Genomic DNA, 26039 nt, shown 5'->3' with positions numbered 1-26039 from the left:
CGGTTCACACCTCGAACTCCCCCACCCAGGACCGCTTCAGCAGGTGCTCGGGCAGGTACGGGGAATCCACCCCGACGGGGATCCCGCCGTCGTAGGCGAGGCAGGTCACCGCGAGGATGCCGATCGGCACGAGACCCTCGATGTCGTCGGCGCGCTCGGGGGTGGCCGTCCAGTACCGCTTGTGGAGTTCGAGGGCTTCCAGCAGGGTCGCCTGGAATCCCTCCTCGTCCTTCTGGAGGAACTTGTAGAAAAGGTTGATCGGCGGATAGGCCACCTGCTGGATGTATTCCCGCCCCGCGATCACCGCCACGTCCGGGTGCGACCGCTGGAACGTCAGCGTCAATTCCTGGACCAATTCGGGCCGCTTCAGCCAGTACGCCTGGAGCGTCGCCACCCAGTGGTACAGGTAGTCGTCGTGGTCCGCGCCCGAGGCCCGCAGGACGTCGAGCGGCAGCTCGCACAGCGCGGTCATCTTCGGCTGGTCACGCGTGATGACCGCGAACCAGAACGCCTCGATCCAGGCCTGCGCGTGCGCGTACCGCGTGGGCCCTGTGGCCGGCAGCGTACGCATCTCATGGTGAATGCGGGCCTCGATCGCCCCCTCGGCCATCCCCGCCGTACGGAACAGCGCGGAACCCAGCTGCGCGGCCGCCACGACGGCCTCCCAGGTCCCCAGCTCGGCGCCCTGCGGGTCCACCCGGAACCGGGCGTCGACGTAGAAGGTGGCGTCCGTCCACACGGACCCGAGCTTCCCGGGCGACGATCCGAGAGCGCCGATGTCCTCGGTGAGCTCGTCGCCGAGCCCCTTGACCCAGTCCGCGCTGGCGGGCCTCGGCTCCGAATGGCCGGCCACGAAGACGGTCATCGCTTCCCCTGTCATTTGGTGAGGTCGAATCGACGAATAGTGTATCCGGCGTAAGTCCCCGTGTTATCGGCTCCCTTGACGACGACGTAGTCGATCCGCGGGGGATTCGCGTCCAGCGCCGCCTTGAGGGCTTCGTACAGGTCCTTTTCGCTCTGGATCTTTTCCCCACGCTTCTTCATTTGCTTGAGGATGTCCTCGAAGTAGGCGCGCGTCCCCTGCGAAACGCGGACACCGCCTATTCGGCGTTCGCCCAGCTCCGTGGTGACGTTGCTCTTCGCCTCGACCACGACGTACCGGTCACCGTGCTTGTACACCTGGTCGAACTGGTCGTTCCCGTTGTCCGGGCCGTGCAGCTTCTGTTCCTCGGCGCCGTGGAACTCCCGCGGGATCGCGTGTTCCCGGGCTATGGCCTCGCCGTACGCCTCGCTCTTCTTCGAAAGGGCCTCGTGGAGCGGTGCGTGCTCGGCCCTCGCCGCGTCGAGGGCGGCCTGGGTCTCCGCCGTGCCGTGCGCCTTGTGCGCGGCCTTGGCATCGCCGTAGGCGTCGTGCGGACCCTTGTCGGCGGCGATGGCGTCGTGACGTTCCTTCGCCGCCTGGTCGAGGGAGTCCCTCAGCTCCTTGGTGACGGAGGGATGGGTGTGGTCGATCGAGGTCGCCTTGCCCAGGTAGTCCGGCGGGATCGGCGGCGGAATGTCCGACTTGGGAACCCAGACGTCGGGGGCGGTCTCCACGAGCTGCGGCGGGACCAGACCGGTGTGGTCCGGCACGTCGGCCCGCAGGCGGTAGCCCAGCTTGTTGTAGTACTTCTTGAAGTACGGGTCCGTCGGGTCGTTCGCCCGGTGGACCTGGTACTCCATGATCTGCTTGCGCTCGGCGGTCGTGTAGTCGTGCGGGTTGTCCCGGTGCGGCGGGAGTTCCGGGCGCTCGCCGTGGCCGGGAGCCACCGGGCCGGTGCCGTCGGCGCCGTGACCCGGCCCGTGGCCGAGGTTGTCGGGCAGGCCGGAGCCGCCCTGGTGCGGAATGCCGCCGCCGCCCTGGTGGGGGATGCCGCCACCGTCGCCCTGGTGCGGGACGCCGCCGCCGTCACCGCCGTGTGCGGTGCCGCCGGTGGGGGTGGTGTCGTTGCCGCCGTGGCCGCCCGTGCCTGTGCCGCCGCCGGGTTCGGCGTGGCTGTTGTGGGCGCCGTTGTCGGCGATTCCGCCCGGGGTGTGGTCGGCTGCGCCGCCGGGGGTGTGGGACGCCGTGCCGCCGGGGGTGTGGGAGGTGACGTCGGCGGTGTGGGCGCCGACGCCGACCGGGACCTTCTCCTGCTTGGGGACCTCGGCCAGGGGGTGGTCGCCGCCCTTGGGGACCGAGGTGAGGTCCTGCTTGGGCAGGCCGTTGTGGTCCAGGAGCTGGTTCGTGGTCTTGTCGAAGTACTGGGGGCGGCCCAGCGCATCGTCGGGAAGACGGACCGTGTCCTCCGGGTGCGGGAAGGTGATCCCGGGCGCGTCGGCCTTCGGAAGGTCCTTCCAGATCACGTCGTCGATCTTCGGGAACGCGCCGTCGACCTTCCCCAGGTTCGCGAACAGGTCACCGATCTTCATCTTGGCGAGGGAGCCGGCCTTGCCGATGTAGGTGATCGGGTCGATGAGACGGCCCGCCTTGCCGGCCACGCTGATGACCTTCGCCACCGTGCCCGCCTTCGCCGCCGTACCCGCACCACCGGTGAACACGGTGGTCAGCACGTTGAAGGTGACCGCACCCGCGGCACGGGCGGGGTTCTTGCCCCACTCGTCCCACGCGACCAGCGCCTTGCCCGTCTCCTTCACCGCGGTGCGCGAATCACGGATCCAGCCCGGCAGGTCCTTGTCGTCGGCCATCCAGAACGCGGTGCTCATACCCGGCACCGACATGATCGCCAGACCCGTCGCCAGCTTCGCCAGACCCGTCCACGCCTGACCGGCCTTGTCCCAGCCGTCCACACCGACGAGGGTGCCCAGGCCGCGGATCGTGCCCCAGATCCCGTCGACGATCAGACCGTCCCAGACGAACGACTTGACCCAGTAACCGACCTCCCAGGCCCGGTGCGTCTCCTCCAGCTGCGAACCCCACGGCAGGTCCTGCGCCTTGTTCAGGTCCTCGCCCTTGTACCCGTACATGTTCGCGCCGTGCGAACCGTCATCAGCGGTCAGCGGCGGCGCACAGTACAGGGCACGGATCTTGTTCGCACACGTCCGCTCCGCGGCCCAGAACGCGGAGACGGCCGCGTTGACGTCGTGGATCAGATCGTTGTTCTCATCGATCTTGTCCCCGTCGTCCTTCCAGTGCGCATCCCCACTGATCTTGCTGCTGAACGTGGTCGCCTTCGTCTGCAGCTCCTTCAGCCGCGCCACGATCGGCCGCGCCTCGGTGATGTACTCGCCCAGCGCCGTCGCCGCCGACTCCAGCTGATCGGCGAAGAAGTCACTGTCCGTCTTCACCGGCTTGGTCGTCGCGAACAGCTGCGCCGCCTCGGGCGCCGAGTAGAACGCCGACAGGCCCTGAAACTCGGAGTCCACGTTCGATCCCGCGTCACGGAAGGTCCCCGCCGCGGCCGTGATCGCGTTCTTGTCCTGCTCCAACGCGTCCAGGTCACCCGTGAACTGCGGGATCGTGCACGGATTGATCGGTACGTGGTCCGTCACTTCTTCTCCGCCCCCGGAAGATCGACCTTCGGCTCCTTCAGCGCCTCGTTCTGGGCGTTCTGCGCCTGCTCGATGTTGCCCTGCACGTACGCCGTCGTCGCCTTGATGGCGCCGTTCAGCGAGGCCTCCGTGCGCGCCCCGATGTACGCGAGCCGGTACTCGTGGGAGTTCATGAGTTCACCGAGCGCACCGGCGATGGGGCCCATGCCCCCGCCTTCACCGCCCGTGCCGCCGCCCGGAGTCACCGTGCCGGCGTGCTTCGCCGCCTCCGGCAGCTCCGTCTGGAGCGACTTGCCCGCCTTCTGGAAGCCTTCCGACGCCGTGATCGTCTTGTTGACGACCCCCTGCACGCCCGACGGCTTGATGTCCCAGTCCATGCCCTACCCCCGAGTCCCCGTCTACCCGTGTCCCTCGTACGCGTCCGCCGTCGGCGTCAGCGTCGGCGTCGGCGTCAGCCGATGCCGTCCACCGCCGCCTTGGCCTTGGCCAGCGTGGCCTGCGCGGTGGAGTCGTTCTGCTCCAGCGTGCCGCGCACCAGGCGGATGATGTCGCGCACCTCGTTGGCCGCCTTGTGCCAGCGAAGTTCCTTGCCGTGGTACTCGTCCGAGACCCCGTCGGCGGTGAACTCCGACATCGCCGCCTTCACGGCCGCCTCGCGCTCGCCGAGCACCCGCTCCAACTGGCCGATGATCCCGCCGAGTCCGCCCTGCACCTCCACCGAGGCGGCGACGTCGTACGAGGTGCGGTCCTGGTTCTGTCCCATGTCTCAATCCCCCCGGGATCAGCGCGCGCCGAAGCGGGCGGCGTCGAAGTTCGCGGATCCCATGTTCTGGTGGGCGTTGTCGCCCTGCTCGTGGTCACCGGTGGTGAAGGAGGTGTCCATGCCCTGCTGACCGCCGAGGATCGCGCGCAGCGAGCCGTTCAGCTCCGCCGTGATCGCGTCCGAACGCCGCTTGAACGAGTCGAACGCCTGCCGGCCGACCCCGTTGAACTTGCCCTCCAGCGGGTCCGCCGCGGCGACCAGCAGCTTGATCAGCGTGCCGAGGTCGTCACTGGAACCGCTCGTGGCCTTGCCCAGCTCGGACAGCGTGGTGCTGCCCATGTCGAACTTCATTCACCCACCCCTGACGTGTTGTGCCGTCACTCGCGTGCGTACTTGTCTACCGAAGGGACGTTGCGAACACAAACACGGTTTCAGCTGGCCTGAACGTATGTCCGAAAATCGCCCCCGGCCGGATCGCGCCCCTCCAACACCCGCCCACCGCAAGGGCCGTACGGGCGGTACCGGAGCCGTTACATCAGGTCATCCAGCGGTCCGGCCGGGACGCCGCCCGGGAAGTGCGGGAGCGGACCGCCTGCGCGTCCAGCAGCGCGGCGGCCTCCGCGGCGCCCCTGAGCCGGGCCGTGACCGTACTGTTCGCGCCGGTGTCCAGATGCAGGTCGGCCACCCCCCAGACACGCTCCCACGGGCCCTGGGCAAGGCGTACGCTCTGCACCTTCGCGTGCGGAACGACCTCCGTACGCCGGCACAGCCGCCCGTGCCGGGCAGCGAACAGCTGCTCCGAAACGGATAGGCCGTACCCCTTCCACCACACCGGCACCACCCACCGCGAGCCCGCACGCGGGGACGGGCTGAAGGCCAGGGCCGCGAGGTCCGCGCCCGGCAGCACCCGGGCGATCACGGCGTGGGCGGCGGCCCGGGTCGCCACCGGCACCAGCACCCCGTTCTTCGAGCCGGCCACGGCCAGCTCCACCCGGACCCAGCCGCGCCGCCGCCACAGCAGCGGCTCCACGATCCGTACGGTCTGCACCCGCCCCGGCGGCACCGTCTCGTGCTCCCGGTCCAGCAGCCCGTGGTCGAGCCGCAGCCCGTCGGGGGACTCCGCGACCGTCCAGTCGTACTCCGCGAGGAAACGGCCCATGCTGCCCTTCCACATCGCGCCCAGCAGCGGCAGCACGATGGCCAGCGACGCCCAGAGGTTGTCGCTGAGCCGCCACACCACCACCGGGGCGACCAGCCCGGCGGCCAGCGCCGCCCACACGCCGAGGCTGAGCAGCATGGAGACCACCAGGTCCCGCACCGGCACCCGCAGCAGCTCCCGCTGCGGGGCCTCCCCCAGCCCGGCCGCCTCGGCCGGGGCGAACCCGGCCGCGCGGGCCAGCAGCTCGGCGCGCAGCGCGACGGCGTCGGGCTCGCTCAGGAAGGCCAGCTCGTCCTTCTCCTCGGTGCCGATCACGTCGATCCGCAGCTTGGCGACGCCGGCCACCCGGGCCAGCATCGGGCGGGTGACGTCCACCGCCTGGATGCGGTCGAGGCGGATGTGGGCGGTGCGGCGGAAGAGCAGGCCGGTGCGGATGCGCAGCTCGGTGTCGGTGACGGAGTAGTGGGTGAACCACCAGCTGAGCAGGCCGTACGAGCCGAAGACGAGGACCAGCCCGGCCAGCGCGAGCAGCCGCAGTCCCAGGGGGAAGGAGCGGACCCACTCCTGGGCCCGCTCGCCCTGCTGGACGACCAGCCCGACGGTCGCGGTGATCGGCACCCACGCCCGCCGCAGCGGGGTCAGCACGTGCAGCCGGCGCTCCGCACCCGGCGCCCCGGCGGGCTCCCGCCCCACCGGAGCCCCCGCCTCCGCCTCCGGCTCCGGGGTCGCCCCCGGGGTCGTCACAGCCCCGCCGATCGGGCCTCGCCCAGCGCCGTCAGCCGGTCCCGCAGCCGCTCCGCCTCCGCGGGCACCAGGCCCGGGATCCTGGCGTCCGACGCCGCGGCGGCCGTGTGGAGCTGTACGGAGGCCAGCCCGAAGCGGCGCTCCAGCGGCCCGGAGGTGACCTCCACCAGCTGCATGCGCCCGTAGGGGACCACCGTCTGCTCCCGCCACAGCACGCCCCGGCTGATCAGCAGGTCGTCCGCCCGCTCGGCGTACCGCCAGGACCGCCAGTTCCGCCCGAGCAGCACCCAGCCCCAGGCGAGCAGGACGAGCCAGAACACCCCGAACAGCGCCCACCCCGGCCCGGCCAGCAGCCCCAGCGGCACGGCGGTCGCCACCGTGAGCAGCACCGTCCAGATCACCAGCAGCAGCCGCCGCAGCGTGAGGAGGCCGCCCGGCAGCCCCACCCACTCCGGCTCGCCCGTCTCACGCCTCGTCCCCGTTCCCATCCCCCCACCCTAGGGCTGAGACAATGCGCCCATGACGGAGACCACGGTCGGCATCGGCGGTGCCGCGGAGAGCACCGACATGGTGCTCAACATCGGACCGCAGCACCCTTCCACCCACGGCGTGCTGCGCCTGCGGCTCGTGCTGGACGGCGAGCGCATCGTGAGCGCCGAACCGGTGGTCGGCTACATGCACCGCGGGGCGGAGAAGCTCTTCGAAGCCCGGGACTACCGCCAGATCGTGATGCTGGCCAACCGCCACGACTGGCTGTCGGCCTTCTCCAACGAGCTGGGCGTGGTCATGGCCGTCGAGCGGATGCTCGGCATGGAGGTCCCCGAGCGCGCGGTGTGGATGCGTACGCTCCTCGCCGAGCTGAACCGGGTCCTGAACCACCTGATGTTCCTCGGCTCGTACCCCCTGGAGCTGGGCGGGATCACCCCGATCTTCCACGCGTTCCGCGAGCGCGAGGAGCTCCAGGCCGTGATGGAGGAGATCTCCGGCGGCCGCATGCACTACATGTTCAACCGCGTCGGCGGTCTCAAGGAGGACCTGCCCGCCGGCTGGCTCGGCCGGGCCCGCACGGCCATCGCCGACGTCCGGACCCGGATGGACGTCTACGACAAGCTCGTGCACGGCAACGAGATCTTCCGCGGCCGCACGCGCGGCGTCGGCGTCCTGTCCGCCGAGGCGGTGCACGCGTACGGGGTCTCCGGCCCCATCGCCCGCGCCTCCGGCGTCGACTTCGACCTGCGCCGCGACGAGCCGTACCTGGCGTACGGGGAGCTCCAGGACGTCCTCCGGGTCGTCACCCGCACCGAGGGCGACTGCCTGGCCCGCTTCGAGGTGCTCCTCGACCAGACGCACAACGCCCTCGACCTGGCCGTGGCCTGTCTGGACCGGATGGCGGAGCTGCCGCCCGGCCCGGTCAACCAGCGGCTGCCGAAGGTGCTGAAGGCGCCCGAGGGCAGCACGTACGCCTGGACCGAGAACCCGCTCGGCATCAACGGCTACTACCTCGTCTCGAAGGGCGAGAAGACCCCGTACCGGCTGAAGCTGCGCAGCGCCTCCTTCAACAACATCCAGGCCCTCGCCGTACTGCTGCCGGGGCAGCTGGTCGCGGACATGGTCTCGATCCTGGGCTCGCTCTTCTTCGTCGTCGGCGACATCGACAAGTAGGACCGCACGAGCAGGAGCCGCCCGCGGCCCTCGGCCGGCCTGACGGCTGTCGGTGCGGCAGGGCAGACTGGGGGCATGTCCCACTCCCCCCGGCGGGCCTGCCCCGCCTGCGGCCGCGACTGCGCCGTGACGGCGGGCCGGATCGCCCGCCACGACCCGCCGGCCGGCCGTGGGCGCGGCGACCTGGTGTCCTGCCCCGGATCCCGGGCCAGGGTGGTGCTCGGCGCCTCGGCCCCGACCCTGGACGGCTTCACCCTCGGGCCGCAGCCGGGCCAGCTGCCGCTGTTCTGAGCCGGGCGCGGATGCGGCGGGCAGCCGGCTGAGTATCCGTACGGATACCCGCGCGGCCGCTCCGGCGGCACGATGGCGGGATGTTCCGCAAGCCCTGGTACCGCTCCTTCGACCTGCCGCAGCCCACTCCCGCCGCCCGGATCCGCGGCAACGCGGTACTGGCCGCGCTGCTGTTCGTACCCGCCCTGGTCCTGGCGAAGGTGCTGGTCCTGGCCACGGAGACCGGCGGCCGCTGCCTGGCCGAGGGGGGCTGCCCGCCGTTCCCGGGCACCGCGTTCCTGGTGCTGACGGCGGCCGCGGCGGTCGCGCTGGCCGGGGCGCTGGCCGCGCCGCAGCGGATGCGGCGGGCCGCGCTGGGCGCCCAGCTGCTGTTGGAGGCGGTGGCGGTGGGGCTCGTACCGGCGTATCCCTGACCGGCCCGGGCCCTTCCGTCCACAGGCTGTGGACGGAGCGGCGGGGCCTAGGAGATCGCCGTCCGCCGCAGGCCGACGACGTCGATCGGCTCGGTCTCGTCGTGCTCGGTCAGGTCGATGACCTGGCCCAGCGCGCGCTGTTCGGGCGTGGCCGGCTTGAACTCCGGCCCCGCCGGGGAGCCTTCGGACTCGGCCTTGTGCACGGCGAGGGCCTCGGCGCCGACCACGTCGGCCAGGTCCTCGTTCTGCACGGACTCGATCGCGGCACGGGCCTGGGCGGTGGTCTTGGTGCCGAAGAAGTCGAAGCCGCCCTCGACGCGCGAGGCGGAGCGGCGCTGGGCCGCGTACGGGGCCACCGTCGCCGCCGGGCGGCGCGCGGGGACCGCCGGCGCGGGGACGCCGCCCGCCGGGCGGGTGTGCGCCCCGGCGTCGGGGGCCGCCGCCGTACCCGCGGAGGGGCGCGTACCGGGGCCCGTGGGCGGGGCCGGGGTCAGGGCCTTGGCCGCGGAGCCCGCGGCGTTCGCCTCCGCCTTGCGCAGCAGGGCGACCAGCGCCGCGTTGGCCCGTGCGTAGCCGACGGGGGTGGGGGCGCCGCTGCCGGTGCGCTCCTCCGAGACGGCCGGCAGTTCCTTCGCCCCGGCCGCCGGGGCCGCGGCGGCCTCGATCGCGAGCAGCCGGCGCTTCTCCAGGGCACTGGCGCGCTCGGTCTCGGCGGTGGCGTAGCGGCGCAGCAGCGCGGCGTGTTCGCCCCGCAGGCCCGCCAGTTCGACGCGCTTGGCCCGCAGCTTGGTGTCGAGCCGGGCGCGCAGGACGCGCGCCTCCTCCAGATCGGATTCGAGCTCGGCTATCCGCTCGTCCGTCTTCCACTCGTCCTTGACCCGTTCGCGGGCCAGCTCCGCGACCCGGCGGCCGGCCGCCCGGTCCCAGGACCGCATGAGCGCGGCGCCACCGACGCCCGCGGCCGCCGCGAGCGCCACGAGCAGCCGCAGCGGCAGCGGTTCCGCGAGCAGCCAGGCCGCACCGGCACTGGCCACGCCGACCCCGGCGACGGCGCTCGGCGCGAGAAGACGGTGGAGGGGTTCGGGATTGCGGTGGCGTCCACGGGGCATGGCCTGAAATTTACAGGGCGTGGCCCTCGCGCGGGATACCCGCCCGGCAAACTCTTACCGGGCGGTTACCCCACGATTTCCCCTCAATCCCGTAACTCCTACTTCGTCAGAAGGCCCTTGGACTCCAGATAGGCCTTCGCGACGTCCGCCGGCTTCGCACGCTCCGCGTCCACCTTGCGGTTCAGCTCGACGAGGTCGGCGGTCGTGAGGACCTTGGTGAGGTCGCCCAGGGCGTTGGCGACGTCGGGGGAGCCCGCGTCCTTGGCGTTGACGACCGGGAGGACGTTGTCGGCGTTCTGGAGCTTCTTGTCGTCCTCCAGCAGGACCAGGCCGTAGCCGTCGAGCGTGGCGTCGGTGGTGGTGGTCAGCACCAGCTGGTCCGCCCCGTCCTTGACGGCCTGCTTGGCCTGCGGGGTACCCACGCCCTTGGGGTCGATCCCGGAAACCTGGATTCCGTACGTCTTCTCCAACCCGGGTGCGCAGAAGGGACGTACGGAGCATTCGTCACCGGCCGCGATCTTCACCTTCAGCCCGGACTTTCCGAGGTCGGAAAGCGTCTTCAGATTGTTCTTCTGGGCGAATTCCCTGTTCACGGCGAAGGCGTTCTGGTCGACGGCCTCGCCCGCCGGCAGGGCCTTCAGACCGAGCGGGGACGCGAGCTTGTCCAGCGCCGCCACCGTGGCGTTCACGTCGCTGGAGGCCACGGGCTTGTCCTTGGGCGCGTCCTTGCCGTTGACCTTGGCGTTGAGGAACTCGGCGAGGGTGGCCGCGTACTCCGGGACCACGTCGATCTCGCCCTTCTCCAGGGAGGGTTCGTACAGCTCGCGGTTGGCGACCGTGGTGATGGAGGTGCCGTACCCCTCCTGCCGGAGCAGCTGCGCGTACAGCTCGGCCAGGACGTTGGACTCGGTGAAGCCGGCCGCGCCGATCACCAGCTTGCCCTTGCCGCCCCCGGCGGGGGCGGACGCGGAGGAGCCGCCGTCCTTGGTCTTCTCCAGGCTGTCGCCGCCACAGGCGGCCAGCGACACGGTCAGGGCCAGGACGCCCAGGGACGCGCCGAGGACACGCGTGGACTTGCTCATGGAGGTACTCCGTTTCGGGGTGGGGACGGGGGTCACGGGATCAGCGGGACGGCGTGCGCAGCAGCAGTCGGTCCACTGCCACCAGGACGCCCTCCACCAGCAGCGCCAGCAGGGCGACCAGCAGCGCCCCCGCCACGACCTGCGCGGTGTTGTACGTGTTGAAGCCGGCGGTGATGATCCGGCCGAGGCCGCCCTGGCCGACCATCGCCGCGATCGTGGCGGTGGCGACGACCTGCACGGCGCCGGAGCGCAGCCCGGTCATCACCAGGCCGCGCGCGAGCGGGAGTTCCACCCGCAGGAACAGCTGGCCGCCCGACATGCCCATGCCCCGGGCGGCCTCGACCACCGAGCGGTCCACCCCGCGCATGCCCACGTAGGCGTTGGTCAGCAGCGGGGGCACGGCGAACAGCACCAGGGCGGCGACGGTCGGCAGGTAGCCGGCGTTGCGCAGCGGCGAGACCATGAACAGGGCCAGCACCGCGAAGACGGGGACGGCCCGCCCGATGTTGGAGACGTTGACGGCGAGGGCGCCGCCCCTGCCGAGGTGGCCGAGCCACAGCCCGAGGGGCAGGGCCACCGCGCAGGCGATGGCCAGGGCGATCCCGCTGACGTACACGTGCTCCGCGAGCCGGTGCCAGACACCGCTCTCGCCCGACCAGTTGGCGCCGTCCGCCAGCCAGTCCCAGGCCCCGCCCAGCGCGCCCACGGCCTCAGGCCCCCTTCGCGGTACGGGTGGCGGCCCTGGTCCACGGCGTCAGCAGGCGCTGGACCCCGAGCAGCAGCAGGTCGGCGACCAGCGCGAGCAGGACGCACAGCACGGAGGCGGTGAGCACCTGGGCCTTGAAGGAGCTGTTGACGGCCGGGGCGATCAGGTTGCCCAGCCCGCCCTTGCCGACGATGGAGCCGACGGTGGTCAGGGCCACGGTCGAGACGGTGGCGATCCGCACCCCGGCGAGCAGCGCGGGCAGCGCCAGCGGCAGTTCGACCTGCCACAGCAGCCGGGCGGGGCCGTAGCCCATCCCGCGCGCGGCCTCCCGCACGTCCTCGGGGACGGCCTCCAGGCCGGCCAGTACGTTGCGCACCAGGATGGTCAGCGAGTACAGCACCAGGCCGGTCACCACCAGGGCCGCCGAGAGCCCGAAGAACGGCAGCAGCAGCGAGAACATGGCCAGCGAGGGGACCGTGTACAGAAGGGTGGTCAGCCCGAGCACGGGAGCCGCCCAGCGGCGGCCGCGGCGGGCCAGCAGCGCGAGCGGAACGGACACGGCGATGCCGATGAGCACCGAGACGGCCGTGATCCAGACGTGTTCGACGGTGGCGTCGGTGAGTTCCTGGGCGCGGGAGCTGACGTAGTCCCAGCAGATCCAGTCGTTGGCCACCAGGCAGCTCTGCCCGGTCACGTCCCCCACCTCCCTTCACCGCACGAACATCGATTCGGATATACGACCACGAGCGACCATAACCCCCGGCGCGGACGATGGCCTGATTCCTTCGCACGCGGGCAACACGCCCTTCACAAATCCCGGCTCCGGGTGCGGGAGGATGGCCGGGTGATCCGATTCGAGCATGTGACCAAGCGCTACCCCGACGGGACGACGGCCGTCGAGGACCTGTCCTTCGAGGTCGCGGAGGGCGAACTGGTCACGCTGGTGGGACCGTCCGGCTGCGGCAAGACGACCACCATGAAGATGGTCAACCGGCTGGTCGAGCCCACCTCGGGCCGGATCCTGCTGGACGGCGAGGACATCGCCGCCGCGGACCCCGTCGCGCTGCGCCGCCGGATCGGCTACGTCATCCAGCAGGTCGGGCTGTTCCCCCACAAGACGGTGCTGGAGAACACGGCGACCGTCCCCCGGCTGACCGGCACCCCCAAGGCGCGGGCCCGCGCGCGGGCGGCCGAGCTGCTCGAACTGGTGGGGCTGGATCCGGCCGTCTACGGCAGCCGGTACCCGGAGCAGTTGTCGGGCGGCCAGCGCCAGCGCGTCGGCGTGGCCCGCGCACTGGCCGCGGACCCGCCGGTGCTGCTGATGGACGAGCCCTTCGGGGCGGTGGACCCGGTGGTCCGCGAGCGGCTCCAGAACGAGTTCCTGGCCCTGCAGAAGACGGTCCGCAAGACGATCCTGCTCGTCACCCACGACCTGGAGGAGGCCGTCCGGCTCGGCGACCGGATCGCCGTCTACGGCCACGGCACCATCGAGCAGTTCGCCCGGCCCGCCGAGGTGCTCGCCGCGCCGGCCAACGCGTACGTGGCCTCCTTCGTCGGCGCGGACCGCGGCCTCAGGCGGCTCGCCGTCACCCCCGTCGAAGCGGCCGACCTGGCCCCGGCGCAGGGCCCGGCCCCGGCCGGGACGGTGTCCCTGGGGGCCTCGCTGCGCGAGGCGCTGGCGGCCCTCCTCCAGGAGGACTCGGGGCGGATCGGGGTCACCGATCCGGAAACGGGCGCGCTGGCCGGCGTACTGACCCCGGAGGGCGTCCACCGGGCACTGCGCCGGGCCGACCTGCAAGGGGCGCGGGAAGCGTAGAGGGCGCCGGGCGGCGGGAAGCGGAGAACGAAAAGGGCCCGACCGGAGCCGGGCCCTGCACCTGTCCCCGCGGGATCAGGCCTGCATGCGACCGCTCATCCACACCAGCATCGGCGGGATCTCCCGGCGCCAGGTGTTGAAGTTGTGGCCACCGCTGTCGAGGATGATCGAGGAGACCCGGTCCGGGCCCTTGACCAGCTTGATGAACTTCTTGGTGTCGTTCAGGTTGTCCTCGCCCTTCTCGCTGGTGGTGACGAGGAAGGACGTACCGGTCGGCTTCTTGTTGTCCAGGCTGTGCAGCACGTCCGCGCGCTTCTTCAGCTTGTCGTCCCCGTGGAACAGGTCACCGGTCGTCGCGTCGTCCGCGGCCTTGTAGTACGCGGACAGGCCCACGGCGGCACCGAAGGTCTGCGGGTGGTGCGCGGCGATCTTCAGGGCGCAGTAGCCGCCCGTGGAGTTCCCGATGAAGCCCATGTTCTGCGGCTTCTTGCCGACCCGGAAGGTCCCCTGGATGGCCTGCGGCAGGTCCTGCGCGAAGAAGGTCTCGGTCTGCGGACCGCCGGGGATGTCCACGCACTCGGTGTCGCGCGGCGGCGCGATGGTCGGCCGGAGCATCACCAGGATCATCGGCTTCATCTTGCCCTGCTTGGCCTGCTTGAAGGCCGTCATGGGGTAGTTCAGCCCTTTGATCAGGTTTTCTGCGGTACCCGGGTAGCCCGTCAGGACGATCGACGCGGGAAAGTTCTGCTCCTTGTGCTGCGGCTGGAAGTACTCCGGCGGCAGCCAGACGTAGCCGGGGCTCGTTATCTTCGACTTCTGCCCGGTTATGGCAACCTTCAGGATCTGACCGCCGACCTGCGGCTTGCCCCCGCCCGGCACGTCGAGCTTCTGCTTGTCGATGACCTTGATGTCCTTGCTGCTCATCGAGTGGTCGACGACCTTGCCGATGGACGTCTCCTGGCCGAACAGGTCGGCCCAGGAACCGTAGAAGAGGAAGGACTTGTTGGCTGCGAGACCGACTGCCGAGAACAGTGCGAGCTGGGTCGCGAGCAGGAGGCCGATCCGGCCGGACACCGCGCGCCAGGAACGGCCCGAGAGCTTCGGCCAGAACCAGACCGTCACCCCGAACAGCAGCACACCGGCGATGATGGCCAGGACCAGAACCGTATTACTGGTGAGACCCATGAGCAGTCAGTCGACTTTCTGATGGCAGGACTAGATTTTTCCGACGGAAGAGTGAACCCGCTCCTCCTCGATGTCGTCCTAGTGGACGCACCACACACCGGAGGCTGTCGCGGCCTTCGGCCACATGATCTCTCGCGGAGCAACGGGAAGCGATGTCTAGCAGGATAGATGGCGATAAGTCCGGACAGGTTCCGAAGCGGGTCAGCCGAATCCTCCGAGGCCCACGACCGGAGGCCGTCCCCGGCCTCGTAGGCACATCCGTCATGATCGTCGGTCTGCTGGACATCGCCGCGGGTGTCTTCCCGCGGTTCCGTCACAGCCGGATCCACGCGGTCACCGAAGTACTGCCCGGTTCCGTGGGCCCCTTCGCCGCCGCGCTGGCCATCAGCGCCGGCGTCCTCATCCTGCTGCTCGCGCACGGCCTCAAGCGCCGCAAGCGCCGGGCCTGGCGGGCCGCCGTCATCCTGCTCCCCGCCGGCGCCGTGGCGCAGTTCGCGTACCGCCACTCCGTCATCGGCGTGGTCATCTCGGCCGTGCTCCTCGCACTGCTGGTACGCCACCAGGGTGAGTTCAAGGCCCTGCCGGACCCGCGCAGCCGCTGGAAGGCGCTCGCGAACTTCGTGCTGATGAGCGCCGGCTCCATCGGGCTCGGCCTGGTGATCGTCAACGTCCACCCGGGCAAGGTCGTCGGCCACCCGAGCCTGTACGAGCAGATCACCCACGTCGTCTACGGCCTCTTCGGCTTCGAGGGCCCCGTCGCCTACGCCGGCCGGGTCTCCTGGACCGTCGGCTACTCCCTCGGCGCCCTCGGCATGCTGACCGCCGTCACCACGATCTACCTGGCCTTCCGCCCCGAGCACCCGGCCGCCCGGCTCACCGCCGACGACGAGACCAAGCTGCGCGAGCTGCTGGCCAAGCACGGCGGCCGCGACTCCCTCGGCCACTTCGCGCTCCGCCGCGACAAGGCCGTCGTCTTCTCCCCCAGCGGCAAGGCGGCCGTCACCTACCGCGTCGTCTCCGGCGTGATGCTCGCCTCCGGCGACCCGATCGGCGACGTCGAGGCCTGGCCCGGCGCCATCGAGCGCTTCATGGAGGAGGCCAAGGCCCACTCCTGGACCCCCGCCGTCGTGGGCTGCAGCGAGACCGGCGGCGAGGTCTGGACCCGCGAGACCGGGCTGGACGCCCTGGAACTCGGGGACGAGGCGATCGTCGACGTCAAAGACTTCTCGCTCTCCGGACGCCCCATGCGCAACGTCCGCCAGATGGTGAAGCGCATCGAGCGCAACGGCTACACCACCCAGGTCCGCCGGGTCAGCGAGCTGACCGAGGAGGAGCTGGAGCGGGTACGGGGCGCCGCCGCCGCCTGGCGCGGCACCGACACCGAGCGCGGCTTCTCCATGGCCCTGGGCCGGGTCGGCGAGGAGGGCGACGGCGACTGCTTCATCGCCACCGCCCACCGCGTCGAGGAGGGCGACACCAGCCCGTTCGGCGACCTCAAGGCCGTCCTGCACTTCGTCCCGTGGGGCAAGGACGGCATGTCGCTGGAGCTGATGCGCCGCGACCGCGCCGCCGACCCCGGCATGAACGAGCTGCTCATCGTGGCCTCCCTGGAGGCGTCCCCGGCGCTCGGCATCGAGCAGGTCTCGCTGAACTTCGCGATGTTCCGATCGGCACTGGCCCGCGGCGAGAAGATCGGCGCCGGCCCGGTGCTGCGGATGTGGCGCGGCCTGCTGGTCTTCCTGTCGCGCTGGTTCCAGATCGAGTCGCTGTACAAGTTCAACGCGAAGTTCCGCCCCCGCTGGGAGCCGCGCTTCATGGTCTACCGCCAGACCCGTGACCTGCCCCGCATCGGCTTCGCCGTGATGCAGGCCGAGGGCTTCGTGACGCTGGCCCTGCCGCGCCTGTTCGCCAGCCGCCGCCCGCCCAAGCCGGTGCGCACCTGCGCCCACCACCACGCGACGGTCCCGGCCCAGAAGGAACGCGAGGTCCAGGCGGCCTGACCGCCACCGCCTGGCACCACCCATGGGGCCGGCCCTGCCACAGCGCAGCGCCGGCCCCATTGCCATGCCCGGCCGGCGCCTGAGGTGCGGAACCCCCGCTTCCAGCCCCGCCGGCGTTTGAGGAGCGGGGGTCCGGGGGCGGAGCCCCCGGGGAGCGGCCCGCGCGGCGGGGGCCCCTCCCCACCGCACCGCCCGGCCAGGACAGGGGCCCTACCCTGGGACCATGAACACCAACCGCGGGCCCGCCTCCAGGGGCCTGGTGACAGGGCTGCCCGACTGGGACCGCTGCGGGGTCATGGGCGTCGTCAACGTCACCCCCGACTCCTTCTCCGACGGGGGCCGCTGGTTCGACACCACCGCCGCCGTCAAGCGCGGCCTCGACCTCGTCGCCCAGGGCGCCGACCTCGTCGACGTCGGCGGCGAGTCCACCCGCCCCGGCGCCTCCCGCGTCGACGCCGACGAGGAACTGCGCCGCGTCGTCCCCGTCGTCCGCGGCCTGGCCTCCGAGGGCGTCACCGTCTCCGTGGACACCATGCGCGCGGCCGTCGCCGACCGGGCGGTCGCGGCGGGCGCCACCCTGGTCAACGACGTCAGCGGCGGCCTCGCCGACCCCGGCATGATCCCGGCGGTCGCCGCCGCCGAGGTGCCGTTCGTCGTCATGCACTGGCGCGGGTTCAGCGACGGCATGAACAGCCTCGCCGTCTACGAGGACGTCCTCGGCGAGGTCACCGCCGAGCTCCGGGCCCGTATCGACGCCGTCGTCGCGGGCGGCATCGCCCCCGAGCGGCTGGTCGTCGACCCCGGCCTCGGCTTCGCGAAGAACGCCGAGCACGACCTGGCGCTGGTCGCCCACCTCCGCGAGCTGCGCGAGCTCGGCTTCCCGCTGCTGGTCGCCGCCTCGCGGAAGCGTTTCCTCGGCCGCGTCCTGGCCGGCGGGGCCGACGCCGCCCCGCCGCCCGCCCGCGAGCGGGACGCCGCCACCGCCGCCGTCTCGGCCATCGCCGCCCACCAGGGCGCCTGGGCCGTCCGGGTGCACGAGGTACGGGCGACCGCCGACGCGGTTCGGGTGGCCCGCGCCGTGGAAGGGGCACTGTGACCCACCGGAGGAACGGGGAAGGGGCACGGTGAGCCGTACCGACATCGAAGCCGTCGAAGAGGTCAACGCGGCCTTCTACGAGGCCATGGAGCGGGGGGACTTCGACGCGCTGTCGGCGCTCTGGCTCGAAGACGAGATCTCCTGCGTGCACCCGGGATGGCCGGTGCTCTCCGGTCGGGGCGAGGTGCTGCGCTCGTACGCGCTGATCATGTCCCACACCGAGTACATCCAGTTCTTCCTCACCGACACCAAGGTGGCCCTCATAGGGGACACCGCCCTGGTCACGTGCACCGAGAACATCCTCAGCGGCGGCCCGTCCGGGGAGGCCGGGGAACTGGGTCCGCTGGTGGGTCAGCTGGTCGTCGCCACGAATGTGTTCCGACGCACACCGGCGGGCTGGCGGCTCTGGTCCCACCACGGTTCTCCGGTCCTCACGGACTCCGATGAAGAGGAGGAAGAGGGCACCGACTGACCCCAACGGCGGGGCAGGAGGTTCGTCGCAGGTAAATTCGAAGGCGGACGACGCCGACCGCACTCGGCGTAGGCCCATGGCCCCGGGGAGTCCCGGGACCGGAAGCACCTACGAAAGCAGGAGTGATTCGCGTGGATCGTGTCGCACTGCGCGGCCTCAAGGCTCGCGGGCACCACGGCGTCTTCCCCCGGGAGCGCGAAGAGGGCCAGACCTTCATCGTCGACCTCGTACTGCACCTCGACACCCGCCCCGCGGCCGCCGGGGACGACCTGGCCAAGACCGTGCACTACGGCGTCGTGGCCGAGGAGGTCGTCGACGTGGTCCAGGGAGAGCCGGTCGACCTGATCGAGACCCTCGCCGAGCGGATCGCCCAGCAGTGCCTGAAGCACGAAGCGGTGGCACAGGTGGAGGTCGTCGTCCACAAGCCGGACGCACCCATCACCGTCCCCTTCGACGACGTGACCATCACGATCACCCGGAGCCGCGCATGAACAACGGCCTGAACGCCCAGAGCGACCCCACCGTCCAGCCGGTACCCGCCTCCGTCGTCGAGGCGGTCGACGCGGCGGACACGACCCTGTCCAACCCCAAATGGGCCGTCGTCGCACTCGGCTCGAACCTCGGCAACCGCCTGGACACCCTCCAGGGCGCCGTCGACGCCCTCGGCGACACCCCGGGCCTGCGGGTCAAGGCGGTCTCCCCCGTCTACGAGACCGAGCCGTGGGGCGTCGAGCCCGGCTCGCAGCCCTCGTACCTCAACGCCGTCATCGCGGTGAAGACCACCCTGCCGCCCTCCTCGCTCCTGGAGCGGGCCCACGCCATCGAGGAGGCCTACGACCGCGTCCGCGAGGAGCGCTGGGGGCCCCGCACGATCGACGTGGACATCGTGGCCTACGCCGACGTGGTCTCCGACGACCCGGTGCTCACCCTGCCGCACCCCCGCGCCCACCTGCGCGCCTTCGTGCTGGCCCCGTGGCACGACATCGACCCCGAGGCCCAGCTCCCCGGCCACGGCCCCGTCTCCGCCCTCCTGGCCGAAATCGGCCCGGCCGGCCTGACGCCGCGCCCCGACCTGGAACTCCGCCTCCCGGAGTAGTCGTTAGTAGCCTGTTCAGGGCCATGGGGGCCAGTCGCCGAGAGTGGGGAACGGGCAAGTGAAGCAACTGAGGCCGGCGGTCCTGGCGGGGATCTTCGTGATCGCCGGGGTGCTGTCCTGGGCGGGCGCACGGCTGTGGAACGCCTACGGGACCCTGCCCGGCGTCCCGCTGGCCGCGCCGATCGTGCTGGCGGTGATCGCCGTCGTCCTGTTCGCGACGGCCCTGTCGATGCGGGCCCGGCTGAAGGCCCAGCGCGAGCGCCGGCCGGGGGCCAAGGGCGTGGAGCCGCTGATGGCGGCCCGCGCCGTGGTCTTCGGCCAGGCCAGCGCCCTGGTCGCGGCCCTCGTGGCCGGCATGTACGGCGGGGTCGGCGTCTTCCTGCTGACCGAGTCCCTCGACGTGCCCGCCCGCCGCGACCAGGCCTGGTACGCGGGCGGCTGCGTCCTCGCGGGCGCGGCCGTGATCGCGGCCGCCCTCTTCCTGGAGCACGTCCTGAAACTCCCCGAAGACGACGACCCGACCAAGGCCCCCGCCACCGCCTGAACGGCCGCTCAGTACGGCGTCAGCCGCTCCCAGAGCGGCGGCTCCAGCGCGCTCGGGTCCTCCCACACGCAGAACTGCAGGTCGGCGAGGAAGCCGTCGTGCACGAAGAGCATCGCTTCGCCCAGGTAGGACTCCTGCGCGTCGGTCAGGGAGCCCGACGCCACGGGCCGGCCGTCCGCCGGACGCGCGGCGGGCCCCACCCGCTCCGCGTCCACGGACAGGTACACACACGGGCAGGAGCACTCCCCCCGGTGCATCCGGGCGTACGAGACCTGCGCCCGGTAGCCGCCCAGGAAGGCGTCGGCCTCCGGCAGCAGGAGTTCCAGACAGCGCCTCACGTCCTCGCTCAGCGGCTCCCAGCCGGGCCGGGCGGGCCCGGCCGGAGCGTCGCTCAACGGGCCATGATGAGGCTCATGGCCTCGTTGCGCGTCGCGGGGTCGCGGAGCTGGCCGCGGACCGCCGAGGTGATGGTCTTGGCGCCGGGCTTGCGCACACCGCGCATGGTCATGCACATGTGCTCGCACTCGATGACCACGATGCAGCCGCGCGGGTCCAGGATCTCCATCAGGGAGTCAGCGATCTGCGTGGTCAGCCGTTCCTGGACCTGGGGGCGGCGGGCGAAGACGTCCACCAGGCGGGCCAGCTTCGACAGGCCGGTGATCTTGCCGTCGGTGGACGGGATGTAGCCGACGTGCGCCACGCCGTGGAACGGGACCAGATGGTGTTCACACGAGCTCATGACCTCGATGTCCTTCACCAGGACCATCTCGTCGTGGCCGAGGTCGAACGTCGTCGTCAGGACCTCCTCGGGCTTCTGGTACAGGCCCGCGAATATCTCCTTGTACGCCCGCGCCACCCGTGCCGGGGTCTCCAGGAGGCCTTCGCGGTCCGGGTCCTCGCCGACCGCGATCAGGAGCTCTCGGACGGCCGCCTCGGCGCGCTTCTCGTCGAACTCGCCGATCGTGCCCTCGCCACCGGTCAGGGTCACTGGGTCGGTCATCTCATCCTCGTTCCTGTCCACACCACGCGGTCATAAAAGAATGCCGCGCCCCCCAGGCTAGAACCTGGGGGGCACGGCATCCATTCCGGGCCGGTCAGGCCTCCGGACGCTCCTCCGGGGAGGTCTCCGGGGCCTTCTCCACCGAGACGGCCGGCGCGGACGCCGAGGTGCCGTTGGCGGAGTTCGTCAGCTGGAGCTCCTTGGGAGAGAGCACCGGCGGACGGGTGGAGGGGGTGCGGCGGGAGGAGCCGGTCCACGCGGGACGGGCCGGACGCTTCACGATCGTGGAGAAGATCTCGGCGATCTGCTCCTTGTTCAGCGTCTCCTTCTCCAGCAGCGCGAGGACCAGGTTGTCCAGGACGTCCCGGTTCTCGACCAGGATCTCCCAGGCCTCGTTGTGCGCGGTCTCGATGAGCTTCTTGACCTCTTCGTCGACCAGCGCCGCGACCTCTTCCGAGTAGTCCCGCGGGTGCGACATCTCGCGGCCCAGGAACGGCTCGGTGTTGTCGCCGCCGAACTTGATCGCACCCAGGCGCTCGGTCATGCCGTACTGGGTGACCATCGCGCGGGCCGTCGCCGTGGCCTTCTCGATGTCGTTCGCGGCGCCCGTGGTCGGGTCGTGGAAGACCAGCTCCTCGGCCGCGCGCCCGCCCAGCATGTACGCCAGCTGGTCGAGCATCTCGTTGCGCGTGGTCGAGTACTTGTCCTCGTCGGGCAGGACCATGGTGTAACCCAGGGCCCGGCCGCGGGACAGGATCGTGATCTTGTGGACCGGGTCGGAGTTCGGGGAGGCCGCCGCGACCAGGGCGTGTCCGCCCTCGTGGTACGCGGTGATCTTCTTTTCCTTGTCCGACATGATCCGGGTCCGCTTCTGCGGGCCCGCCACGACGCGGTCGATCGCCTCGTCCAGCATGTGGTTGTCGATCAGCTTGCGGTCCGAGCGGGCGGTCAGCAGGGCCGCCTCGTTCAGGACGTTGGAGAGATCGGCACCGGTGAAGCCGGGGGTGCGGCGGGCGACGGCCGAGAGGTCGACGTCCGGAGCGACCGGCTTGCCCTTCTGGTGGACCTTGAGGATCTCCAGACGGCCCTGCATGTCGGGCCGGTCGACCGCGATCTGCCGGTCGAATCGGCCCGGACGCAGCAGCGCCGGGTCGAGGATGTCGGGCCGGTTCGTGGCGGCGATCAGGATGACGCCGCCCTTCACGTCGAAGCCGTCCATCTCGACGAGCAGCTGGTTCAGGGTCTGCTCGCGCTCGTCGTGACCGCCGCCGAGGCCCGCACCGCGGTGCCGGCCGACGGCGTCGATCTCGTCGACGAAGACGATCGCCGGAGCGTTGGCCTTGGCCTGTTCGAACAGGTCGCGGACACGCGAGGCACCGACACCGACGAACATCTCGACGAAGTCGGAACCGGAGATCGAGTAGAAGGGGACGCCGGCCTCGCCCGCGACGGCACGCGCGAGCAGGGTCTTGCCGGTGCCGGGCGGGCCGTAGAGCAGCACGCCCTTGGGGATCTTGGCCCCGACCGCCTGGAACTTCGCCGGCTCCTGGAGGAACTCCTTGATCTCGTGGAGTTCCTCGACGGCCTCGTCCGAACCCGCGACGTCGGCGAACGTCGTCTTCGGGGTGTCCTTGGTGATGAGCTTGGCCTTGGACTTCCCGAAGTTCATGACCCGGGAGCCGCCGCCCTGCATCTGGTTCATCAGGAACAGGAAGACGACGACGATGAGGACGAAGGGCAGGAGCGAGAGCAGCACGCTCAGGAACGGGCTGGTCTTGTCCGGGGTGACGGAGTACCCGTCAGGGATCTGACCGGCTTCGTACTTGGTCTGGAGGTTCTGGGCGAGCTGGACGCCCTGATCCCCGATGTAGTTGGCCTGGAACTTGGTGCCGTCGTTGTTGCCGAGCTTCTGGCCCTTCTTCAGCTCGATCTTGATCATCTGGCTGTCACCGGTGGTCAGCTTGGCGCTGTCCACCTGGCCACTGTTGATCGCCTTGATGACCTCGCTGGTCTCCACCGACTTGTAGCCGCCGCCGGAGCCGACGACGTTCATCAACACGACCACGGCGAGGACGGCCAGCACGATCCACATGACCGGCCCACGGAAGTATCGCTTCACGTCCATCCATACGGGGCGCCAGGCACCCCGTCCCTCCTGCCCGTAGGTAAATGCTGCTGTGAGTAAAGACTGTTCTTCGGAATGTACCCCTGTATTGTCACCCGCGGCCTCGTGGGACGGCTGACAGACCCGCTCTCCCCCGCTCAACGTAGGGAATCGCCCCCAGGTTCCCCCGGGGGCGCGGGCGGCGGGACGGCCGACGTTACCGCCGGCCGCGGGGTTCAGCCGCCGTAGACGTGCGGGGCGAGCGTGCCGACGAACGGCAGGTTGCGGTACTTCTCCGCGTAGTCGAGGCCGTAGCCCACGACGAACTCGTTCGGGATGTCGAAACCGACCCACTTCACGTCGATCGCGACCTTCGCGGCCTCGGGCTTGCGCAGCAGCGTGACGACCTCCAGGGAGGCCGGCTGGCGGGAGCCCAGGTTCGACAGCAGCCAGGACAGGGTCAGGCCCGAGTCGATGATGTCCTCGACGATCAGGACGTGCTTGTCCTTGATGTCGGTGTCCAGGTCCTTGAGGATCCGGACGACGCCCGAGGACTGGGTCCCGGCGCCGTAGGAGGACACCGCCATCCAGTCCATGGTGAGCGGGGTGGACAAGGCGCGCGCCAGGTCCGCCATCACCATGACGGCGCCCTTGAGCACACCGACGATGAGCAGGTCCTTGCCCGCGTACTCCGCGTCGATCTTCGCGGCCAGCTCGGCCAGCTTCGCGTCGATCTCTTCCTTGGTGATGAGCACCGACTGGAGGTCGCTGCCCATGTCCTTCTCGTCCACCCGCATCACTTTCGTTGTCGGCCGGGGCTCCGGGGGGGTGCCCCCCGGAGGACTCAGCCGTGTTTCAGCACCAATCAGCCCTGCCGGATGACAAGTCTGCCACCCTGCCGCTGGGCCTCGACGCGGCCGGGCAGATTGATGGCGCCCTGGCCCCGCCATCCGGTGATGAGGCGGTCGACTTCCTCGATGTGGCGGGCGAAGAGGGAACCGGCGGGGGATCCGGCCGCGACCACGGCCCTGCGCAGCACCCGGCGGCGTACGGCCGGGGGCAGGGCGTACAGCTTGGCGCACTCCAGGCGCCCGTCCTCGTCGCGTACGCCGGCCTCGGCGTCGGCCGCCCAGGCGTCCAGGGCGTCGGCGTCGTCCCGGGAGAGCTGGGCGGTGCGCGCGAGCGCTTCGACGACGCCCTTGCCGAGCGCCTTCTCCAGGGCGGGCAGCCCCTCGTGGCGCAGCCGGGAGCGGGTGTAGGCCGGGTCGATGTTGTGCGGGTCGTCCCAGACGGGGAGGGACTGGACCATGCAGGCCTTGCGGGCGGTCTGCCGGTCGATCTGCAGGAAGGGGCGGCGGTAGCGGTGGGTGCGGCCGGGGCCTCCGGACACTTCGGCCATGCCGGAGAGCGAGCGGATGCCGGAGCCGCGGGCGAGGCCCAGCAGGACGGTTTCCGCCTGGTCGTCACGCGTGTGGCCGAGCAGCACGGCGGCGGCGCCCAGCCGGTCGGCGGCCTCGTCGAGGGCGGCGTAGCGGGCGTCGCGGGCGGCGGCCTCGGGTCCGCCGTCGCGGCCGACGCGCACGGCGACGGACTCCACCGGGTCGAGGCGGAGCGCGGTCATGCGGGTGACGACCTCCGCGGCGCGCAGGTCGGAGCCGGCCTGGAGGCCGTGGTCGACGGTGATGCCGCCGGCCCGGATGCCGAGCTTGGGCGCCTCGAAGGCCAGGGCGGAGGCGAGTGCCATGGAGTCGGCGCCGCCGGAGCAGGCGACGAGGACCAGCGGCGGGGGGCCGCCGGCGGGGCGGGGGCTCCCGTCGGCCGGGGTGCCGGGGAGGCGGGTGAGGTCGGTGAGGTCGGTGAGGACGTCGTGGAGTACGCGGCGGACCGCCAGGCGTATCGCCGCGACCGCAGGATGGGGACCCATGTCCGGTGCCCTTCGTGGAGTTCGGATGCTCGGAGGGTGAGGGTGTCGCGCGGGGGAAGCCGTTCGTCACTCAGAGTGCGTTGATGGTGACAGAAACGGGGCGTTCCCCGAGCATCGCACGCCCTTCCACGGCCCACGGTCCCTCGGAAGGGTGATGCTGCTTCCCCCAGTGAGACATGTTTACGCCCCCCGCGTCACCTTTCTTCGCTCCCCACGCTCCCCTTGCCGTGGACGCGCGCCACCCAGTCCGCGGGCCGGGCGATCTCGGTTTTGGTGGGCAGGGTGTTCGGCGAGGTCCAGACGCGGTTGAAGCCCTCCATGCCGACCTGGCCGACGACGGCGCGGACGAAGCGTTCGCCGTCGCGGTACTGGGCGAGCTTGGCGTCGAGGCCCAGGAGCTTGCGCAGGGCGGCGTCGAGGCGGCCCGCGCCGGTGGCCCGGCGCTGCTGGAACTTCTCCCGGATCTCGGCGACGGAGGGCACGACGTCGGGGCCGACCCCGTCCATCACGAAGTCGGCGTGTCCCTCCAGCAGGGACATCACGGCGGTGAGGCGGCTGAGGACCTCGCGCTGCTCGGGGGTCTGGACGAGCTCGACGAGCGAGCGGCCCTCGTCCCCCCGCTCCCCCTCGGGGCGGGCTCCGGAGAAGGACTGGACGGCCTCGCGGAGCCGTTCCAGGATGGTCCACGGGTCCATCTCGGTGGCGCCGAGGAACGTCTGGATTTCGCCCTCCAGGTGGGCGCGCAGCCACGGCACGGCGGTGAACTGGGTACGGTGCGTCTCCTCGTGCAGGCAGACCCAGAGCCGGAAGTCGTGCGGGGCCACCTCCAGCTCGCGCTCCACGTGGACGATGTTGGGCGCCACGAGCAGCAGCCGGCCCCCCGTGGCCCCGGCGCCGGGCAGTTCGGGGGCGCCGGGGGCGAAGGTCTCGTACTGGCCGAGCACGCGGGAGGCCAGGAAGCTCAGCAGCACCCCCAGCTCGACGCCGGTGACCTTGCCGCCGACCGCGCCGAGGACGGCGCCGCCGGGGGCGCCGGCGCGGCGGTCCTGCATCTTGCCGAGCAGCGGGCCCAGCAGCTCGCGGAAGCCTGCGACGTTGGCCTTGACCCAGCCGGCCCGGTCGACGACGAGGACGGGGGTGTCGGGGAGGGTGACGCCCTCGGGCATCATCCGGGTGAACGCGCGCACGTGCTCCTCGGAGGTCCGGGCGTGCCGGCGGAGTTCCGCCACCACGGCCCGCGCCTCGTCGCGGCTGACTTCGGGACCCGGCCGCACGAGCCGGGTCGCGGTCGCCACCGCGAGGTTCCAGTCGACCATCTCGGCACCACCGATGCTCGTCATGC

28 protein-coding genes are annotated in these 26039 nt (G+C 71.2%); 10 read left to right on the top strand and 18 right to left on the bottom strand.

Going from position 1 to position 26039, the window contains the following annotated elements:
- Positions 1-4: 4 nt before the first annotated feature.
- The 7 genes from SLAV_RS21010 to SLAV_RS20980 all read right to left on the bottom strand — a co-directional run bounded on the left by SLAV_RS21010 (position 5) and on the right by SLAV_RS20980 (position 6685).
- On the bottom strand, positions 5-865 hold the full coding sequence (locus SLAV_RS21010; protein WP_030236921.1) for an immunity 49 family protein: 861 nt from the start codon (positions 863-865) through the stop codon (positions 5-7).
- An 11-nt stretch (positions 866-876) separates the two neighbouring features.
- Complete coding sequence (locus SLAV_RS21005; protein ID WP_100660929.1) at positions 877-3531, bottom strand: hypothetical protein; 2655 nt, start codon at positions 3529-3531, stop codon at positions 877-879.
- A complete protein-coding gene (locus tag SLAV_RS21000) occupies positions 3528-3908 on the bottom strand; it encodes a DUF6507 family protein (protein WP_037686832.1) in 381 nt (126 codons plus the stop codon). Before SLAV_RS21000 ends, SLAV_RS21005 begins: the two co-directional genes overlap by 4 nt.
- Before the next feature lie 74 nt (positions 3909-3982).
- Positions 3983-4294 carry a pore-forming ESAT-6 family protein gene (locus SLAV_RS20995; protein WP_030228366.1) on the bottom strand — a complete coding sequence of 104 codons (312 nt, stop codon included), beginning with the start codon at positions 4292-4294 and terminating at the stop codon, positions 3983-3985.
- Positions 4295-4312: 18 nt separating this feature from the next.
- Positions 4313-4645 (bottom strand): hypothetical protein, encoded by a 333-nt coding sequence (locus tag SLAV_RS20990; protein WP_030228368.1) that lies wholly within the window; start codon positions 4643-4645, stop codon positions 4313-4315.
- Positions 4646-4829: 184 nt separating this feature from the next.
- Positions 4830-6197: a PH domain-containing protein gene (locus tag SLAV_RS20985; RefSeq protein ID WP_078950231.1), complete on the bottom strand. Its 1368-nt coding sequence runs from the start codon at positions 6195-6197 to the stop codon at positions 4830-4832.
- Complete coding sequence (locus SLAV_RS20980) at positions 6194-6685, bottom strand: PH domain-containing protein (protein WP_030228372.1); 492 nt, start codon at positions 6683-6685, stop codon at positions 6194-6196. The genes SLAV_RS20985 and SLAV_RS20980 overlap by 4 nt, the downstream gene beginning before the upstream one ends.
- A 31-nt stretch (positions 6686-6716) precedes the next feature.
- On the opposite strand from SLAV_RS20980, the gene SLAV_RS20975 reads away from it, so the two are divergent.
- From SLAV_RS20975 to SLAV_RS20965, 3 genes are all read left to right on the top strand, one after another.
- The gene (locus SLAV_RS20975) at positions 6717-7859 is read left to right on the top strand and encodes an NADH-quinone oxidoreductase subunit D (protein ID WP_030228374.1); all 1143 of its coding nucleotides are present in this window, start codon (positions 6717-6719) and stop codon (positions 7857-7859) included.
- A 75-nt stretch (positions 7860-7934) separates the two neighbouring features.
- Positions 7935-8150: a hypothetical protein gene (locus SLAV_RS20970; RefSeq protein ID WP_030228376.1), complete on the top strand. Its 216-nt coding sequence runs from the start codon at positions 7935-7937 to the stop codon at positions 8148-8150.
- Positions 8151-8230: 80 nt separating this feature from the next.
- Positions 8231-8563 (top strand): hypothetical protein, encoded by a 333-nt coding sequence (locus SLAV_RS20965; protein ID WP_051840618.1) that lies wholly within the window; start codon positions 8231-8233, stop codon positions 8561-8563.
- A 47-nt stretch (positions 8564-8610) separates the two neighbouring features.
- Here the strand turns inward: SLAV_RS20965 and SLAV_RS20960 are convergent, their stop codons facing one another.
- The 4 genes from SLAV_RS20960 to SLAV_RS20945 all read right to left on the bottom strand — a co-directional run bounded on the left by SLAV_RS20960 (position 8611) and on the right by SLAV_RS20945 (position 12154).
- Positions 8611-9672 carry a hypothetical protein gene (locus SLAV_RS20960; RefSeq protein ID WP_030228381.1) on the bottom strand — a complete coding sequence of 354 codons (1062 nt, stop codon included), beginning with the start codon at positions 9670-9672 and terminating at the stop codon, positions 8611-8613.
- Between the two features lie 98 nt (positions 9673-9770).
- Positions 9771-10754 carry an ABC transporter substrate-binding protein gene (locus SLAV_RS20955; RefSeq protein WP_030228384.1) on the bottom strand — a complete coding sequence of 328 codons (984 nt, stop codon included), beginning with the start codon at positions 10752-10754 and terminating at the stop codon, positions 9771-9773.
- Positions 10755-10794: 40 nt separating this feature from the next.
- A complete protein-coding gene (locus SLAV_RS20950; protein ID WP_030228386.1) occupies positions 10795-11460 on the bottom strand; it encodes an ABC transporter permease in 666 nt (221 codons plus the stop codon).
- 4 nt (positions 11461-11464) lie between these two features.
- Positions 11465-12154: an ABC transporter permease gene (locus tag SLAV_RS20945; protein WP_030228389.1), complete on the bottom strand. Its 690-nt coding sequence runs from the start codon at positions 12152-12154 to the stop codon at positions 11465-11467.
- Between the two features lie 150 nt (positions 12155-12304).
- Here SLAV_RS20945 and SLAV_RS20940 point away from each other — a divergent pair, with 150 nt between their 5' ends.
- On the top strand, positions 12305-13276 hold the full coding sequence (locus tag SLAV_RS20940) for an ABC transporter ATP-binding protein (RefSeq protein ID WP_037686834.1): 972 nt from the start codon (positions 12305-12307) through the stop codon (positions 13274-13276).
- Between the two features lie 75 nt (positions 13277-13351).
- On the opposite strand, the gene SLAV_RS20935 is transcribed toward SLAV_RS20940, so the two are convergent.
- The gene (locus tag SLAV_RS20935; RefSeq protein WP_030228393.1) at positions 13352-14461 is read right to left on the bottom strand and encodes an alpha/beta hydrolase; all 1110 of its coding nucleotides are present in this window, start codon (positions 14459-14461) and stop codon (positions 13352-13354) included.
- Between the two features lie 152 nt (positions 14462-14613).
- Between SLAV_RS20935 and SLAV_RS20930 the strand changes: the two genes are divergently transcribed.
- The 6 genes from SLAV_RS20930 (at position 14614) to SLAV_RS20905 (ending at position 19669) form a co-directional block, all read left to right on the top strand.
- Positions 14614-16461, top strand: coding sequence for a phosphatidylglycerol lysyltransferase domain-containing protein (locus SLAV_RS20930; RefSeq protein WP_030228396.1), 1848 nt, complete (start codon positions 14614-14616; stop codon positions 16459-16461).
- A gap of 223 nt (positions 16462-16684) precedes the next feature.
- A complete protein-coding gene (gene folP / locus SLAV_RS20925) occupies positions 16685-17557 on the top strand; it encodes a dihydropteroate synthase (RefSeq protein ID WP_030228399.1) in 873 nt (290 codons plus the stop codon).
- A gap of 28 nt (positions 17558-17585) precedes the next feature.
- Entirely contained in the window at positions 17586-18029 is a 444-nt protein-coding gene (locus tag SLAV_RS20920; RefSeq protein ID WP_030228401.1) for a nuclear transport factor 2 family protein, read from the top strand.
- Positions 18030-18160: 131 nt separating this feature from the next.
- A complete protein-coding gene (gene folB, locus SLAV_RS20915) occupies positions 18161-18520 on the top strand; it encodes a dihydroneopterin aldolase (RefSeq protein ID WP_030010912.1) in 360 nt (119 codons plus the stop codon).
- On the top strand, positions 18517-19125 hold the full coding sequence (gene folK / locus SLAV_RS20910) for a 2-amino-4-hydroxy-6-hydroxymethyldihydropteridine diphosphokinase (protein ID WP_030228404.1): 609 nt from the start codon (positions 18517-18519) through the stop codon (positions 19123-19125). The genes folB and folK overlap by 4 nt, the downstream gene beginning before the upstream one ends.
- Positions 19126-19183: 58 nt before the next feature.
- Positions 19184-19669 carry a DUF3180 domain-containing protein gene (locus tag SLAV_RS20905; RefSeq protein WP_030228408.1) on the top strand — a complete coding sequence of 162 codons (486 nt, stop codon included), beginning with the start codon at positions 19184-19186 and terminating at the stop codon, positions 19667-19669.
- Positions 19670-19677: 8 nt separating this feature from the next.
- On the opposite strand, the gene SLAV_RS20900 is transcribed toward SLAV_RS20905, so the two are convergent.
- The 6 genes from SLAV_RS20900 to SLAV_RS20875 form a co-directional block, all read right to left on the bottom strand.
- A complete protein-coding gene (locus SLAV_RS20900; protein ID WP_030228409.1) occupies positions 19678-20064 on the bottom strand; it encodes a hypothetical protein in 387 nt (128 codons plus the stop codon).
- Positions 20061-20669, bottom strand: a complete 609-nt coding sequence (gene folE / locus SLAV_RS20895) for a GTP cyclohydrolase I FolE (RefSeq protein ID WP_007264872.1) — start codon at positions 20667-20669, stop codon at positions 20061-20063. The genes SLAV_RS20900 and folE overlap by 4 nt, the downstream gene beginning before the upstream one ends.
- 94 nt (positions 20670-20763) lie before the next feature.
- Positions 20764-22794: an ATP-dependent zinc metalloprotease FtsH gene (gene ftsH / locus SLAV_RS20890; RefSeq protein WP_030228414.1), complete on the bottom strand. Its 2031-nt coding sequence runs from the start codon at positions 22792-22794 to the stop codon at positions 20764-20766.
- 215 nt (positions 22795-23009) lie between these two features.
- The gene (gene hpt, locus SLAV_RS20885; RefSeq protein WP_030228417.1) at positions 23010-23570 is read right to left on the bottom strand and encodes a hypoxanthine phosphoribosyltransferase; all 561 of its coding nucleotides are present in this window, start codon (positions 23568-23570) and stop codon (positions 23010-23012) included.
- A 68-nt stretch (positions 23571-23638) separates the two neighbouring features.
- On the bottom strand, positions 23639-24697 hold the full coding sequence (tilS, locus tag SLAV_RS20880; protein ID WP_030228420.1) for a tRNA lysidine(34) synthetase TilS: 1059 nt from the start codon (positions 24695-24697) through the stop codon (positions 23639-23641).
- A gap of 194 nt (positions 24698-24891) precedes the next feature.
- Positions 24892-26037 (bottom strand): zinc-dependent metalloprotease, encoded by a 1146-nt coding sequence (locus SLAV_RS20875; protein WP_030228422.1) that lies wholly within the window; start codon positions 26035-26037, stop codon positions 24892-24894.
- Positions 26038-26039 lie beyond the last annotated feature (2 nt).

It is taken from the genome of Streptomyces lavendulae subsp. lavendulae, assembly GCF_002803845.1.
GTDB classification, from domain to species: domain Bacteria; phylum Actinomycetota; class Actinomycetes; order Streptomycetales; family Streptomycetaceae; genus Streptomyces; species Streptomyces lavendulae.
The sequence above is the reverse complement of the archived record's forward strand: the minus strand, read 5'-3'. Positions and strand labels throughout refer to the sequence as shown.